A 15,071-nucleotide genomic window follows, 5' to 3' on the forward strand; every position below is an offset into this window, starting at 1 on the left:
CACCGGCCACCGCCCGTGGACCCGACGCCGGGGCGGCGACGCCACGGTAGCGGCGGTCGACTCGACCGGACACCGCCGTCGTGGAGTGATCCTCGTCTCCCGCGCGTGAGGGCCCCACGAGAGCACGGGCGCCGCCACGACGGTGCGTCAGGCCGGTCGGTCCGGGCGCCGCAGGACCCGCGGCTTCGTGAACGCCAGGGGGTCCGCCAGGATGTCGTGGAGGACGAGCGAGGCGGCCCCGCGGGCGGCGTCGGTGGTGGGGGACGCGGGGCGCAGCCGGGGGCCGGTCGGGGACCAGAGGCCCGAGACGACGCGGTCGGCGAGCTCCTCGGCGACGGCCGGGGCCAGCCAGGGCATCAGGCGCGGGTAGATGCCTCCGAGGACGACCGCCTCGGGGTCGAGCAGGTTCACGGCGCCGGAGACGGCGCGGCCGAGCATCCGGCCCGCCTCGGCGAGGGCCGCGAGGGCCTCGGGTTCGGCCGCTCCCGCCCGCCGTACGAGGTCGTCGACGTGGCTCGCCCGGGCCGCCTTCAGGAGCGCCGCCTGGCCCGCGTACTGCTCCAGGCAGCCGCGCGAACCGCAGCGGCAGCGGGGTCCCGCGGCGTCGACGACCAGGTGGCCGATCTCGCCCGCGAAGCCGTGGGCGCCGCGCAGGAGTTCGCCGTTCACGACGATCGCGCCGCCGACGCCGATCTCGCCGGTCAGGTGCAGGAAGGTGCGGACGTCCCCGAGGGTGCCGAACCGGAGCTCGGCGAGGGCCGCCATGTTGGCCTCGTTGTCCGAGGTGACGGGGAGGACCGGACGGTCGCCCGGAGCCGGGGCGGCGGCCACGGAGCCGGGCGGGGCGCTCCGGCCGGGCGCGGCCGTCGGGGCCTGCCCGGCCGTCGGGGCGTGATCCGCGCGTGCCGTCAGGGCCTCGCCGAAGAGACGTTCCGCCGGGACGTCGTGCCAGCCGAGGTTGGGCGCCTGGAGGACGGTTCCGGCCGAGAGGAGGCCGGGAAGTGCGAGGCCCGCGCCGGCGGGGGTGAGGGAGAGCGCGGCGGCCTCGGCGAGGGCGTCCGCGGCGAGGGCGGCGGCGTGGGCGAGGGTCTGCTCCGGGGAGGCGGTGCGGTTGTCCCGGTGCGCCACGCGGCGCACCCGGTCGGTGCCCGTGAGGTCGACGACGCAGACGGTCACGTAGTCGACGTTGATCTCGACGCCGAGCCCGGCCGGGCCGGTGGGGGCGGGTTTGAGGACGGTGCCGGGCCGTCCCGCCTGGCCGCTGAACGTCTTGCCGGACTCGACGAGCAGCCCGAGGTCGAGGAGCTGCTCGACGAGGGAGGAGACGGCGGGGCGGGTGAGACCGACGCGGGCCGCGACGGCCGCCCTGGTCGTCTCGCCCGCCTCGTGGACGGTCCGCAGGACGAGACTCAGGTTGTGCCGCCGGACTCCCGACTTGTCGGCCTTGGGTTCCGTGGGCTGGTTCATGGTGAGCGAGAGCCTAGTCGCCCCTTCGCGACCCCACGCACCCCCCTGGACCCGCCCGTCCCCGGCCGCCGGTTCCTCCATGGTCGCCGGTTCCTCCATGGTCGCCGGTTCCTCCAGGGTCGCCTGGGGTGTCCTGTCGATCAGGCCGGATCAGGGAGCGGCAGGCGGTGGTGCCTCCCGCCCGCGCCGCTGGGCGGCGCCCGACGACCGTCCCGCCTGCTCCCGTCGCGGCACCGGCAACCCCGGCCGCGGTTTCGCCCGCGGGGCCGAGCCGTCGGGCCCGGCCCGCCCCGGCGCCCCACGCCCCCGCCCCTCGCCCGGCTCGGCTCGGCTCAGCTCAGCTCAGCTCAGCAGCGTCGGTGTCGACGCCGCCAGGACGTCGGCGATGCGGTGCCAGGTCTCCTCGTCCCGCGGCAGCGGCGGCACCGGCGTGCCGGTGCCGGTGCCCCAGGTGGTGGCCAGCGCGACGGGGTCCTCCCCGGTGACCGCGCCCGCGGCGAGGGCAGCGGCGCCGAGGGCGACGAGTTCGGTGGCGGCGGGCACGACCAGCGGGCGGCCGGAGAGCCTGCGGACGGTGTCGGTCCAGGCCCGGCCGCGGGCGCCGCCACCGATGAGGCGCAGGGGCCGGTCGCGTACGGCCGGGTCGTCCGGGTCGAGGCCGCAGGCGGCGAGGAGGCCGTCCAGGGCGCGCAGGACCGTGAAGGCGGCGCCCTCGTAGGCGGCGCCGAGGATCGCGCGGGGGTCGGTGTCGTGCCGCAGGCCGGTGACGAGTCCGGCGGCGTGCGGGAGGTCGGGGGTGCGTTCGCCGTCGAGGTACGGCAGGACGACGACGCCCCCGCCCGGTGCGGCGTCCTCGCGGTCCAGGCCGAGGAGCGTGGCGAACCGGTCGACGGCGAGCGTGCAGTTGAGGGTGCAGCCGAGCGGCAGCCGGGTGCCGTCGGTGGCGGCGAACCCCGCGAGGCCGGGGTCCGCCGGGCGGGCGCGGGTGGCGGCGAAGACGGTGCCGGAGGTGCCGAGGCTGACGACCGGGTGGTCGAGGAGTCCGGCGCCGCCGAGGCCGAGGCCGACGGCGGCGGCCATGTTGTCGCCGGTCCCGGCGGCGACCAGGACGGTAGGGGGCAGTCCGAGGGCCTCAGCGGCGGCGGGGGTGAGCGTGCCGACGGGGGTGGCTCCGGTGGGCGCGACGGCGGGGAGCAGGGCCGGGTCGAGGCCGAGCAGGTCGAGGACCTCGGGGTCGTAGGCGCCGTCGGAGGGCCGGTACCAGCAGGTGCCCGAGGCGTCTCCGGGGTCGGTGACGGCCGTGCCGGTGAGGCGCTCGGTGAGGTGGTCGTGCGGGAGGCGGACGCCGGTGGCGGCCTTGGTGTGGGCGGGTTCGTGCTCGCGCAGCCACTGCCACTTGGCGGCGGTCATGGAGGCGACGGGGACGGAGCCGGTGCGCCCGGACCAGGCGGCGGGGCCGCCGAGGCGGGCGGCGAGGGCGGCGGCCTGCGGTGCGGAGCGGGTGTCGTTCCAGAGCAGGGCGGGGCGTGCGGGGCGGCCGTCGGGGCCGAGGACGACGAGGCCGTGCTGCTGTCCGGCGACGGCGAGGGCGGTGACGGCCTCGGCGGGGACGCCCGCGTCCCGTACGGCCGCGCGGACGGCGGTGACGAGCGCGGTCCACCACTCCTCGGGGTCGCTCTCGCGGGCGCCGCCGGTGCCGGTGACGGTGTGCGGTGCGCGGCCGATGGCGAGCAGTTCTCCGGTGTCGGCGTCGACGGCCGCGGCCTTGGTCGACTGGGTGGAGCTGTCCACTCCGATCACGACGGCGCGGGTGGTGCGCACGCCCTCACCTCTTCTCTCCTGCGTCCGGGTCTGGCGCCGCGGGGTCCCGTGGCGTATTAGTTATCTCAGAAAACAAATCTGGCGGCCAGTACCTGGGCGCCCGGCTCACGCGAAGGACATCCCCATGCCGGAGCTTTACTCCCCCACCCCCGAGGACCGGTTCACCTTCGGCCTCTGGACGGTCGGCTGGCAGGGCCGCGACCCGTTCGGCGACGCCACCCGGCCGGCCCTCGACCCGGTCGAGTCGGTCGAGCGGCTGGCCGCCCTCGGCGCGTACGGCGTCACCTTCCACGACGACGACCTCGTGCCCTTCGGGTCCTCGGACGCCGAGCGGGACGCGATCGTGAAGCGCTTCCGCGCGGCCCTCGACCGCACCGGCCTCGCGGTGCCGATGGCGACCACGAACCTCTTCGCGCACCCCGTCTTCAAGGACGGCGCGTTCACCGCCAACGACCGCGACGTGCGCCGCTACGCGCTCCGCAAGACCTTGCGCAACATCGACCTCGCCGTCGAGCTCGGGGCCACCACCTACGTCGCCTGGGGCGGCCGCGAGGGCGCCGAGTCCGGGGCCGCCAAGGACGTCGGCACGGCGCTCGACCGCATGAAGGAGGCCTTCGACCTCCTGGGGCAGTACGTCACCGAGCAGGGCTACGACCTCCGCTTCGCCATCGAGCCCAAGCCCAACGAGCCGCGCGGCGACATCCTGCTGCCCACGATCGGCCACGCGCTCGCGTTCATCGAGCGCCTGGAGCGCCCGGAGCTCGTCGGCGTCAACCCGGAGACGGGCCACGAGCAGATGGCGGGGCTCAACTTCCCGCACGGCATCGCCCAGGCCCTGTGGGCGGGCAAGCTGTTCCACATCGACCTCAACGGCCAGTCCGGCATCAAGTACGACCAGGACTTCCGCTTCGGCGCCGGTGATCTGCGCCAGGCGTTCTGGCTCGTCGACCTGCTGGAGTCGGCCGGCTACACCGGCCCCCGCCACTTCGACTTCAAGCCGGTGCGCACCGACGGCTTCGACGGCGTGTGGGAGTCCGCGAAGAACTGCATGCGCAACTACCTGATCCTGAAGGAGCGGGCCGCCGCCTTCCGCGCCGACCCCGCCGTCGAGGCCGCGCTCACCGCCTCGCGCCTGCCCGAACTGGCCGTGCCGACGGCCGCCGAGGGGCTCGCCGAGCTGCTCGCCGACCCCACCGCGTACGAGACGTTCGACGCCGACGCTGCGGGCGCGCGCTCCATGGCCTTCGAGCACCTCGACCAGCTGGCCCTGGAGCACCTGCTCGGGGTGCGCTGACGCTGCGGGCCGCCGAGCGCCCGGCGGCGCGTCCCCGCGCAGGAAGGTAAGGAGAGGGGCTGCCGGGCCCCTCACAGAGCCCGGCCGCTCCTGCCTGATCCGAAAGAGGCGGCCTACGCCGATTCCCGGCGGACGAGTTCGGTCGGCAGGATCACCGCCGACGGTTCCTCGCCCGCTATCCGGGCCAGGAGCATCCGCACCATCTCGGCGCTGATCCGGTCCCACGGCTGGCGGATCGTGGTGAGCGGGGGCCGGGTGGAGAGGGCCGCCGGGGAGTCGTCGAAGCCGCCCACCGCGATGTCCTCGGGGACGCGGCGGCCCTCGCGGGCGAGGGTGTCGAGGACCCCCTGGGCCATCAGGTCGGAGGCGACGAAGACCGCGTCCAGGTCGGGCGCGCGTTCCAGGAGCGTGCGCGCGGCGCGTTCTCCGCTGGCCCGGCTGTAGTCCCCGGTGGCGACGAGGGACTCGTCGGCCGGCAGCCCGCACTCGGCGAGCGTCTCCCGGTATCCGGCGAGCCGCTCGACGCCGCCGGGGGTGTCGAGGGGGCCGCCGACGAGGGCGATGCGGCGCCGCCCGGAGGCGTACAGGTGGCGCACCATGTCGCGGGCGCCCTCCCGGTCGTCGGCCGCCACGTAGCCGATCCGGGCGGTCTGCCCGAGCGGCTTGCCGCAGGCGACGACGGGGACGCCGGCCTCGTGGAGCCGGTCCACCACGGGGTCGCCCGAGTGGCTGGAGACGAGGAGGACGCCGTCGACGTGTCCGGCCTCGATGTAGCGGAGGTTGCGGCGGCGTTCGTCCTCGGTGCCCGCGATCATCAGGATGAGCGGGATGTCGCGGTCGGCGAGCGCCTGGGTGCAGGCGCGCAGGAGGACGTTGAAGTTGGGGTCCTCGAAGAAGCGCTCCTGCGGCTCGGTGAGGAGGAAGGCGACCGAGTCGGACTTGCCGGTGATGAGGGAGCGGGCGTGCCGGTTGACGACGTAGCCCGTTCTGCGGATCGCGGCGTCGACGGCCGCCTTGGCCGCCGGGCTGACGTAGTGCCCGCCGTTGAGGACGCGGGAGACGGTGCCGCGCGAGACGCCCGCCTCGCGGGCGACGTCGTGGATGGTGACGGGACGGCGCCTGCTCGCTGCTGTGCTCATGCTGTGTGTTTCCCCTCGATCCCCTGTGCTCAGGACTTTACGGCGCCGGAGAGCAGGTCGAGGCTCCAGAACCGCTGGATGACCAGGAACAGGGCGATGAGCGGGGCGACGGCGAGGAGCGCGCCGGTGATCACCAGGGTGTAGAGGGCGGGCTGGGAGGCGCCCTGCTTGAGGAGGGTGAACAGGCCGACGGTCATGGGGAACTTCTCGTCGTCGCCGAGCATGATGAACGGCAGCAGGAAGTTGTTCCAGATGGCGACGAACTGGAAGAGGAAGATCGTCACCAGACCCGGGGACATCATGGGGACGGCGATCCGCGTGAAGATCCGCCACTCGCCCGCGCCGTCCATGCGGCCCGCCTCGACCAGCTCCATGGGGATGGCGGCCTCGGCGTAGATGCGGCCGAGGTAGACGCCGTACGGGGAGAGGATCAGCGGCAACAGCACGGAGAGGTGGCTGTCGGTGAGGTCGGCCTCGGCCATGAGCAGGTACTGCGGGATGGCGAGGATGACCGGGGGCATGAGGACGCCGGTGAGCATCACGTTGAAGAAGGCCTCGCGGCCGGGGAAGCGGTAGATCGCGAGGGCGTAGCCGGCGAGCGCGGAGACGGCGGTGGACAGGACGGCGCCGAGGCCCGCGTAGAAGACGGAGTTGAGCATCCACCGCCAGTAGATGCCGTCGCGGTACGCGGTGAGGTCGCCGACGTTGTCGGTGAGCCCGCCGCCCGGGAGGAAGGAGAAGGTGGAGAAGAGTTCGCTGTCCGGCTTGGTGGCGGCGACGACGACCCAGGCGACGGGCAGCAGGCAGTAGAGCGCGCCGAGGACGAGGGCGGCGGTGGGCAGCAGCGCGGTGCGGCGGGCGCCGGGGGCCGCGCCGCCGCCGGGGGCCCGGCGAGGTGTCCGGGTCGGGGCCTGGGGCGGGGCCTGGGCGACGCCCGGGGTGGCGCCGGCCGCCGGGGCCGCCTTGCGCTGCGAGGGGGAGGCGAGCCCGGTCATCGGCTGGCTCCTTGCGTGGTGCGGCGGTTGGAGACCCTGAGGAGGGCGAAGGAGAGCACGAAGGTCGCGAGGGCGAGGACCACGGCGGTGGCCGAGGCGGCGTGGATGTTCCCGCCGGTGAACGCGTCGTTGTAGACCTTCATGAGGGGGCTCCAGGTGGACGGGATGCCGTTGGTGAGCGGCTTGAGCGTCATGGGCTCGTTGAAGACCTGGAGGGTCGCGATGATCGAGAAGAAGAAGGTGAGGACCAGGGAGGGCACCACCATCGGGATCTTGACGCGGAGTGCGATCTGCAGCTCGGAGCAGCCGTCGAGCTTGGCCGCCTCGTACACCTCGGCGGGCAGGGAGCGCAGCGCGGTGTAGATGACGATCATGTTGAAGCCGGTGCCGCCCCAGACGGCGATGTTGGACATGGCCAGGTAGAGCGGTCCGCCGTCCATGAGGTCGGGCCGCGGAAGGCCCGCCTTCTCCAGGAGGTAGTGGAAGGGGCTGACGTCCGGGAGGTAGAGGAAGCCCCACAGGACGGCCGCGATGACGCCGGGCACGGCGTACGGGAGGAAGATCGCGAGCCGGGCGAAGGAGCGGGCCCGGACGCGCGGGGAGTCGAGCAGCAGCGCGAAGAAGAGGGCGAGTCCCAGCATGACGGGGACGACGAGGGCGCCGTAGCCGAGGACGCGCAGGGAGCTGGCGAGGAACTCGGAGTCGGCGAGGGCGGAGGCGTAGTTGTCCAGGCCCGCCCAGACCTCGGAGCGGGAGCCCTTGCCGAGGCCGAGCCCCTTGATCTCGACCTTGTGGAGGCTGAGCCAGACGGCGTAGCCGATCGGGAGGGCGAAGAAGAGGGCGAAGAGGACGGCGGCGGGGAGGAGGAAGACGTAGGGGGCGCTGCGCGCGCGTGCGCGGGTGGCGGCGGGCGCCGGGTGGGCGTGCGGGGCCGGCTCGGCCCCGTACGCCCGGCGCACGCCCTCGGCGGGCTGTGTCACTTGGCGACCTCGAAGCCCTGCTTGGCGAGGTCGGCGACGGTGGCGTCCTGGACCTTGGCGAGGGCCGTGCCGAAGCCGGACCTGGCCTTGGCGGCCTTGCCGAACTCGTCCTTGAAGGCGGTGTAGGCGACGTTCACGTTGGGGCCCCAGGCGGCGGGGGCGGTGGTCTTCGCGATCTCGGCGGCGCGGGTGTAGAAGTCGGGCTGGTTGGCGAAGTAGTCGGGGGCCTTGGCGAGGGCGCCGCTGGTCTGGGCGGCGGTGGCCGCCGGGTAGATGCCGCTCTCCTTGACGAGGGCGGCGAGCGCCTTCGGGTCGGTGTTGAGCCAGACGGCGAACTCGGCCGCGGCCTCCTTGTGCCGGGAGTCCGAGGTGACGGCGGTGGAGGAGCCGCCCCAGCTGCCGGTGGCGGCGGCGCCCTCGGTCCACTGCGGGAGGGGGGCCATGGCCCACTTGCCCTTGGTGTCGGGGGCGGCGGTGGTCAGGGTGCCGGGGGCCCAGACGGCGGAGACCCAGGCGAGCTGCTCGCCGGTGTTGAGGGCCTTGTTCCAGGCGGGGGTGTACATGGGCTGGTTGTCGATGGCGCCCTCGGCGACGAGTCCGCCCCAGAAGTCGGCGACCTTCCTGGTGGCGGCGTCGTCGATGCCGACCTTCCAGGTGTCGCCCTCGAAGGTCCACCACGCGGCGCCGGCCTGCTGGGCGAGGCCGGCGAAGAGGCCGGAGTCGTTGGCGGAGAAGGTGGTGAGGGCCTTCTTCGGGTCCTTCTTCTTCAGGGCGCGGGCGGTCTCGGCGAACTCGTCCCAGGTGGTGGGGACGGTGAGGCCGTACTGCCGGAAGAGGTCCTCGCGGTAGTAGAACATCATCGGCCCGGAGTCCTGGGGCAGGGCGTAGAGGCCGTCGCCGCCGAGGGTGGCCTGCTGCCAGATGCCGGGGGCGAACTTCTCCTCGGCGCCCTTGACGAGCGGGGCTATGTCGGCGAGGGCGTCGTTGCTGACGAGGGTCGGGAGGGCCTGGTACTCGGCCTGGACCAGGTCGGGGCCCTTGTGGGCCTTCGCCGCGGTGATGATCTTGGTGACGAGGTCGTCGCCGGAGGCCTGCTTCTGCACGGTGACCTGGATGTCGGGGTGCTCGGCGTTCCAGAGGGCGGCGACCTTGTCCATGCCGGGCGCCCAGGCCCAGTACGTGAGCTTGACGGGGCCGGAGTCGGCGCCTGCGCCGTCGCCGGAGCCCGAGCCGGCGCCGCAGGCGGCGAGCGCGGTGGCGCCGAGGAGGGTGGCGGTGGCGGCGGCGAGGCTGCGGCGCGTGATGTGGGGCATGGGTGGTTCTCCCTGACCGAAAGGGGCCCTTCCTCGACGGGAAGGGCCTGCCATGCATCTGTGAGCGTTCACAGTAGAGAAATGTTCTGGACACTTGTCAATGGTTGTTCCTGTGCGGTTATGTTGCGTTGCCACATCGAGATCGGGTGTGTGCACGTTCCCAGAAACGGGAAGCTTTCATCGTCCGAGCTTTCAGGAGACACTCATGCCGCAGACCACTCCCAAGGGGCTGCACCGGCTCGCGTTCGGCGGGGACTACAACCCCGAACAGTGGCCGGAAAGCGTCTGGCAGGAGGACGTCCAGCTGATGCGCGAGGCAGGCGTCACCATGGTCAGCGTCGGGATCTTCTCCTGGGCCCTCCTGGAGCCCGAGCAAGGCCGCCACGACTTCGGCTGGCTCGACCGGCTCCTCGACCTGCTCCACGCCCACGGCATCCGGGTCGACCTCGGCACCCCCACCGTCGCCCCGCCCGCCTGGTTCTACCGGCTCCACCCGGAGGCCCTGCCCGTCACCGCCGAGGGCGTCCGCCTCTCGTACGGCTCACGCGGCGCGATCTGCCACAGCTCGCCCGCCTACCGGGCCGCCGCCGCGGGCATCACGACCGCACTCGCCCGCCGCTACGGCAGCCACCCCGCGCTCGCCCTCTGGCACGTCCACAACGAGTACGGCGTGCCCGTCAGCGCCTGCTACTGCGACACCTGCGCCGCACACTTCCGCGTCTGGCTCGACCGCACGTACGGCTCGGTGGAGGCCGTGAACGAGGCCTGGGGCACCGCCTTCTGGGGCCAGCGCTACGGCTCGTACGAGGAGATCGACCCGCCCCGGGTCACCCCGACCGTCGGAAACCCCGCCCAGCAGCTCGACTACCGCCGCTTCGCCGACGCCACCCTCCGCGAGAACTTCCGGACGGAGCGGGACATCCTGCACGACCTCTCCCCCGGCATCCCGGTCACCACCAACTTCATGACCGCGCTCAGCCAGTGCGACTCCATCGACTACTGGGCCTGGGGCCGCGAGGTCGACCTCGTCACCAACGACCACTACCTCATCACCGACGGCCGCCGCACCCACGTCAACCTCGCCATGGCCGCCGACCTCACGCGCTCCGTCGCGGGCGGCGCCCCCTGGCTGCTCCTGGAGCACTCCACCTCCGGGGTCAACTGGCAGGCCCGCAACCCCGCCAAGCGCCCCGGCGAGATGGCCCGCAACTCCCTCGCCCACGTCGCCCGCGGCTCCGAGGGCGCCCTGTTCTTCCAGTGGCGCCAGTCCCGGCGCGGCGCCGAGAAGTTCCACTCCGCGATGGTCCCGCACGGCGGCACCGACACGCGGATCTGGCGCGAGGTCGTCGCCCTCGGCGCCGGCCTGGACGCCCTGGCCGAGGTGCGCGGCAGCCGTACCGTCCCCGACGTGGCCATGGTCTGGGACTGGCACTCCTGGTGGGCGCAGAACCTGGAGTGGCGGCCGAACGAGGCGCACGAGGCCCGCGAGCGCGCCGACAGCTTCTACGAGACGCTGTACGACCGGCACCTCACCGTCGACTTCGCCCACCCCGAGTCCGACCTGTCCGCCTACCCGCTGGTCGTCGTCCCCGCGCTCTACCTGACGACCGAGGCCGCCGGGCAGAACCTCCGGGAGTACGTGGAGAACGGCGGCACGCTCGTCGTCTCGTACTTCTCCGGGATCGTCGACGAGCACGACGCCGTCCACCCCGGCGCCTACCCGGGCGCCCTGCGGGACGTCCTCGGCCTCACCGTGGAGGAGTGGTCACCGCTCCTCGACGACCAACGCGTGACGATCACCGGGCCGGGCGGCGCCGCGCTCACCGGCGACGTCTGGACCGAGTTCGTCCGGCCGCGCGGGGCCGAGACCGTCTGGACGTACGCGGACGGGCCCGCGGCCGGCGGGCCCGCCGTGACCCGGCACCGGCTGGGCCGGGGCACCGCCTGGTACGTCTCCACCCGCCTCGACGCGGCCTCCCTGGACGCGATCGTCGCCGCCGCCTGCGAGGACGCCGGGGTCGCCGGCCGGTCCGGCCTCCCGTACGACGTCGAGGTCGTCCGCCGCGCCGGACGCGACGGCCATTACCTCTTCGCGCTCAACCACTCCGCCGAGGACGCCGAGGTGCCGCTGGACGGCCCCGGGACGGGCACCGGCACGGAGCTGCTCGGCGGGGCGCCGGTCAGCGGCAAGGTCACCGTCCCGGCCGGAGGCGTACGCGTCGTCCGCCTCGACGGCTGACGCCCCGCCGCACCCCCGCTCCACTCCCCCCGATCTCCACGGGGGCGGCCGCGTCGCCGCGCCGCCCCCGGGCGAGCCGCACCACCAGCACCACCGCATGAGCACCACCAGCACCACCGTGAGGAACCACCGCACCACCACTCCCCCAACCTTCACCGTCGAAGGGACATCGACGATGCACCTCACCAAGAGCCGCTTCCGCCTGCGGGCCGCCGCGCTCGCGGGCGCCCTCGGCGCCGGCCTCCTCGCCGGACCGCTGCCCGCCCAGCAGGCCGCCGCCGCGAGCACCCTCACCAACCCCGGCTTCGAGTCCGACGGCACCGGCACGGCCACGCCCTCCGGCTGGTCGACCTACTCCGCCGCGGGCCGGAACGCCGCCTCCTTCACCGAGGCGGGCGGTCGCGGCGGCGGCGGTCACCGCCTCTCGCACTGGTCGTCCTCCGCGTACAAGGTCGAGACGTACCAGTACCTCTCCGGGCTCGCGGACGGCACGTACACGCTCAGCGCGTGGGTGCGCTCCGGCGGCGGCCAGCACGCGGCCTACCTGGCGCTGCGGAACTGCGGCTCGGCCGAGCAGCGCACCGACCTGCCGGTGACGACCAGTTCGTGGATACGGATCGTCACCTCCGTCAGGGTCGTCGGCGGCGGGTGCACGATCAGCGTCAACTCCGATGCCAGGGCGGGCAACTGGCTCAACGTCGACGACCTCACCTTCACCCCGGGCGCGACCGGGCTCGGCGTGAAGGGCGTGGACCTCTCCGGCCTCAAGAAGAGCGAGGACCTCGGCGGCACCTACAAGAACGCCGCCGGGACGACAGGCGACCCCGTCGCGCTCCTCAAGGCCGCGGGTGCCAACTACGGCCGTCTGAAGGTGTGGGTCAACCCGGCCGACGGCTACAACGACAAGGCGCGCGTCCTCGCCACCGCCCAGCGCATCAAGGCACAGGGCATGAAGCTGCTCGTCGACTTCCACTACTCGGACATCTGGGCCGACCCGGGCGCCCAGAGCAAGCCCGCCGCGTGGGCCGGCCACTCGTACAGCCGGCTCAGGACGGACGTGTACGACCACACGTACGACATCCTCAACGCCCTGAAGGCGCAGGGCACGACCGCCGACATGGTGCAGATCGGCAACGAGATCAACACCGGCATGCTGTGGCCCGAGGGCTCGACGAGCAACTGGACGCAGCTCGCCGGGCTGCTCAACTCCGGCATCTCGGCCGCGAAGGCGGTCTCCTCGACGACGCAGATCGCCCTGCACCTCGCGAACGGCGGCGACAACGCGCTGTACCGCACCTGGTTCGACAACGCGGCGGCGCAGGGCGTGCGTTACGACGTGATCGCGCTGTCCTTCTACGGCTACTGGCACGGGGCGCTGTCGTCGCTCCAGGCCAACATGGACGACGTCTCGGCCCGTTACGGCAAGAAGGTCCTCGTCGTGGAGACGGCGTACCCCTTCCGCCTGGACAGCGAGGACGCCCACGAGAACATCATCGACCTCTCCTCGGAGCTGGTCTCCGGCTACCCGGCCTCCCCGGCGGGCCAGTCGGCCTGGCTCCGCGACGTGATGAACGTGGTGGAGGCCGTCCCGGGCGGCCGCGGCCTCGGCGTCGTCTACTGGGAGCCGGCCTGGACGGCCGTCACCGGCAACGGCTGGGACCCGACGGACCCGTCGTCCGGCAACGGCTGGGAGAACCAGGCGCTGTTCGACTACGACAGCAGGCTGCTGCCGGCGGCGAGCTGGTTCGCCCACAGGTGAGCCGGTGACCGGTGAGCCCGTGAACCGGTAGGGCGGCCGGGTGGCGCGAAGGGCCGGACTCCTCGGCGGAGTCCGGCCCTTCGTCATGCGTGCGCCCTCACGGACTACCACTCCGCCAGGGAGCCGTCGTCGCGGCGCCAGGCCGGGTTGCGCCAGCGGTGTCCGATCTCGGCGGCGCGCTCGACCGCCTTCGCGTCGACCTCGATGCCGAGCCCCGGACCGGTCGGCAGGGCCACGTGCCCGTCCTCGTACCGGAAGACCGAGGGGTCGACGAGGTAGTCGAGCAGGTCGGAGCCGGTGTTGTAGTGGATGCCGAGGCTCTGCTCCTGGATGAGCAGGTTCGGCGCGGCGAAGCCGACCTGGAGGCATGAGGCGAGCGCGATCGGGCCGAGGGGGCAGTGCGGGGCGAGGGAGACGTCGTACGCCTCCGCCATGGCGGCGATCCTGCGCACCTCCGAGATGCCGCCCGCGTGCGAGAGGTCCGGCTGGGCGACCGCGATGCCCTGGTCGAGGACCCTCTTGAAGTCCCAGCGGGAGTACAGGCGTTCGCCGGTCGCGATCGGGATGGAGGTGGAGCGGACGATGTCGCCGATGTGGTCGCTCATCTCGGGGACGACCGGCTCCTCGACGAAGAAGGGCAGGTACGGTTCGAGGAGCGGCAGGACCCGGCGGGCCATCGGGGCGGTGAGGCGCCCGTGGAAGTCGATGGCGATGTCGAACTCGTCGCCGACGGCCTCCCGGATGGAGGCGACCCGGTCGACGATGGCCTGGGTGGCGGCGGGGGTGTCGATGAGCCGCAGCTGGGCCGAGGCGTTCATCTTGATGGCGGTGAAGCCCTCGTTCTTGCGGGCCAGGGCCTCCGAGGCGACCTCGTCGGGGCGGTCGCCGCCGATCCAGCTGTAGACGCGGGCCCGGTCGCGGACGTTGCCGCCGAGGAGCTGCCAGACGGGGACGCCGAGGGCCTTGCCGGTGATGTCCCACAGGGCCTGGTCGATGCCGGCGACGGCACTGGAGAGGATCGGGCCGCCGCGGTAGAAACCGCCCTTGGTGAGGACCTGCCAGTGGTCCTCGATCTTCATCGGGTCCTGGCCGACGAGGTAGTCGGACAGCTCCTCGACTGCGGCGGCGACGGTGTGGGCGCGGCCTTCGACGACGGGCTCGCCCCAGCCCGTGATGCCCTCGTCGGTGTCGACGCGCAGGAAGCACCAGCGGGGGGCGACGATGTAGGTGCGCAGGGCGGTGATCTTCACTTGGACTCCTTCTTGACGGTCCAGCCGCCGTCGACGACGAGGTTGGTTCCGGTGATGTAGGCGGCGTCGGAGGAGGCGAGGAACGCGACGGCGGAGGCGACCTCCTCGGGGCGGCCGAGGCGGGCGAGCGCGGTCGCGTCGGCGGAGAGGCGGCGGCCCTCCTCGTCGACGTCGCTCCAGACGTCGGTGAGGATCGGTCCCGGCAGGACGGAGTTGAAGCGGACGTCCGGCCCGTACTCGACGGCCAACTGCCGGACCAGCGCGCACATTCCGCCCTTGGCGGCGGCGTACGCGGCGTAGCCCGGCAGTCCGAAGTCGGCGTGCACGCTGGAGGTGGCGACGAGGCTGCCGCTCTCGGCGCGCAGGTCGTCGAGGAAGGTGCGGACCGCGAAGTAGAGGGCGCGGAGGTTGACCGCGAGCTCCCGGTCCCAGGTGGCGACGGGGAGTTCGTGGGCGGCGGCCGCGGTGTGGATGAAGGCGTTGCTGTGGAGGACGCCCACGTGGCCGAAGTGGGCGTGGGTCTGCTCGCGCAGGGCCGCCCAGTCGGCCTCCGACGAGACGTCGCAGCGGACGTAGACGGCGCGGCCGCCGTCGGCCCGGATGGCGGCGGCGACGGCCTCGCCGGCCTCGTCGGCGATGTCGGAGACGACGACGGCGGCACCTTCAGCGGCGAGCCGTACGGCGCTCGCGGCCCCGATGCCGGATGCGGCGCCGGTGACGACGGCGGTCCGGCCGGAGAAACGGTTCATGTGCGGTGTCCTGTGTGTGGAGTGACGAGAGGGGGGCGGGACCTCGGGGTGTGCGGTTCCCCGGG

11 protein-coding genes are annotated in these 15,071 nt (G+C 73.3%); 3 read left to right on the forward strand and 8 right to left on the reverse strand.

The features are described 5' to 3' along the window. Positions 1–147: 147 nt before the first annotated feature. Both ACWDVG_RS18095 and xylB read right to left on the reverse strand, forming a co-directional pair. Positions 148–1,467: an ROK family transcriptional regulator gene (locus ACWDVG_RS18095; protein WP_451700227.1), complete on the reverse strand. Its 1,320-nt coding sequence runs from the start codon at positions 1,465–1,467 to the stop codon at positions 148–150. Positions 1,468–1,809: 342 nt separating this feature from the next. Then, on the reverse strand, positions 1,810–3,288 hold the full coding sequence (gene xylB / locus ACWDVG_RS18100) for a xylulokinase (RefSeq protein ID WP_451700228.1): 1,479 nt from the start codon (positions 3,286–3,288) through the stop codon (positions 1,810–1,812). A 124-nt stretch (positions 3,289–3,412) separates the two neighbouring features. Here xylB and xylA point away from each other — a divergent pair, with 124 nt between their 5' ends. Beyond that, positions 3,413–4,582, forward strand: coding sequence for a xylose isomerase (gene xylA / locus ACWDVG_RS18105; protein ID WP_451700229.1), 1,170 nt, complete (start codon positions 3,413–3,415; stop codon positions 4,580–4,582). A 113-nt stretch (positions 4,583–4,695) separates the two neighbouring features. Here the strand turns inward: xylA and ACWDVG_RS18110 are convergent, their stop codons facing one another. From ACWDVG_RS18110 to ACWDVG_RS18125, 4 genes are read right to left on the reverse strand one after another with little or no spacing between them, the layout of a single operon-like run. After that, positions 4,696–5,721, reverse strand: a complete 1,026-nt coding sequence (locus ACWDVG_RS18110; RefSeq protein ID WP_451700230.1) for a LacI family DNA-binding transcriptional regulator — start codon at positions 5,719–5,721, stop codon at positions 4,696–4,698. A gap of 29 nt (positions 5,722–5,750) precedes the next feature. Continuing rightward, positions 5,751–6,716, reverse strand: coding sequence for a carbohydrate ABC transporter permease (locus ACWDVG_RS18115; protein ID WP_451700231.1), 966 nt, complete (start codon positions 6,714–6,716; stop codon positions 5,751–5,753). Continuing rightward, positions 6,713–7,696 (reverse strand): carbohydrate ABC transporter permease, encoded by a 984-nt coding sequence (locus ACWDVG_RS18120; RefSeq protein WP_451700233.1) that lies wholly within the window; start codon positions 7,694–7,696, stop codon positions 6,713–6,715. Before ACWDVG_RS18120 ends, ACWDVG_RS18115 begins: the two co-directional genes overlap by 4 nt. Then, positions 7,693–9,009, reverse strand: coding sequence for an extracellular solute-binding protein (locus ACWDVG_RS18125; protein ID WP_451700234.1), 1,317 nt, complete (start codon positions 9,007–9,009; stop codon positions 7,693–7,695). The genes ACWDVG_RS18120 and ACWDVG_RS18125 overlap by 4 nt, the downstream gene beginning before the upstream one ends. A gap of 205 nt (positions 9,010–9,214) precedes the next feature. Between ACWDVG_RS18125 and ACWDVG_RS18130 the strand changes: the two genes are divergently transcribed. Together ACWDVG_RS18130 and ACWDVG_RS18135 are read left to right on the forward strand one after the other, a co-directional pair. After that, the gene (locus ACWDVG_RS18130; protein WP_451700235.1) at positions 9,215–11,248 is read left to right on the forward strand and encodes a beta-galactosidase; all 2,034 of its coding nucleotides are present in this window, start codon (positions 9,215–9,217) and stop codon (positions 11,246–11,248) included. Positions 11,249–11,423: 175 nt separating this feature from the next. Then, positions 11,424–13,007 (forward strand): glycoside hydrolase family 53 protein, encoded by a 1,584-nt coding sequence (locus tag ACWDVG_RS18135; protein WP_451700279.1) that lies wholly within the window; start codon positions 11,424–11,426, stop codon positions 13,005–13,007. A 104-nt stretch (positions 13,008–13,111) separates the two neighbouring features. On the opposite strand, the gene dgoD is transcribed toward ACWDVG_RS18135, so the two are convergent. Both dgoD and ACWDVG_RS18145 read right to left on the reverse strand, forming a co-directional pair. Beyond that, positions 13,112–14,257 carry a galactonate dehydratase gene (gene dgoD / locus ACWDVG_RS18140; protein ID WP_451700236.1) on the reverse strand — a complete coding sequence of 382 codons (1,146 nt, stop codon included), beginning with the start codon at positions 14,255–14,257 and terminating at the stop codon, positions 13,112–13,114. Continuing rightward, positions 14,254–15,006 (reverse strand): SDR family NAD(P)-dependent oxidoreductase, encoded by a 753-nt coding sequence (locus ACWDVG_RS18145; RefSeq protein ID WP_451700237.1) that lies wholly within the window; start codon positions 15,004–15,006, stop codon positions 14,254–14,256. Before ACWDVG_RS18145 ends, dgoD begins: the two co-directional genes overlap by 4 nt. Between the last annotated feature and the right edge of the window lie 65 nt (positions 15,007–15,071).

The organism is Streptomyces sp. NPDC003327, assembly GCF_053589515.1.

Excerpts from the sequence above, each read along its gene's own strand:
- ACWDVG_RS18115 (WP_451700231.1), bottom strand. The coding sequence starts at position 6,716 with ATGACCGGGCTCGCCTCCCCCTCGCAGCGCAAGGCGGCCCCGGCGGCC.
- ACWDVG_RS18095 (WP_451700227.1), bottom strand. The coding sequence starts at position 1,467 with ATGAACCAGCCCACGGAACCCAAGGCCGACAAGTCGGGAGTCCGGCGG.
- xylA (WP_451700229.1), top strand. The coding sequence starts at position 3,413 with ATGCCGGAGCTTTACTCCCCCACCCCCGAGGACCGGTTCACCTTCGGC.
- ACWDVG_RS18130 (WP_451700235.1), top strand. The coding sequence starts at position 9,215 with ATGCCGCAGACCACTCCCAAGGGGCTGCACCGGCTCGCGTTCGGCGGG.
- ACWDVG_RS18145 (WP_451700237.1), bottom strand. The coding sequence starts at position 15,006 with ATGAACCGTTTCTCCGGCCGGACCGCCGTCGTCACCGGCGCCGCATCC.
- ACWDVG_RS18110 (WP_451700230.1), bottom strand. The coding sequence starts at position 5,721 with ATGAGCACAGCAGCGAGCAGGCGCCGTCCCGTCACCATCCACGACGTC.
- ACWDVG_RS18135 (WP_451700279.1), top strand. The coding sequence starts at position 11,424 with ATGCACCTCACCAAGAGCCGCTTCCGCCTGCGGGCCGCCGCGCTCGCG.
- ACWDVG_RS18125 (WP_451700234.1), bottom strand. The coding sequence starts at position 9,009 with ATGCCCCACATCACGCGCCGCAGCCTCGCCGCCGCCACCGCCACCCTC.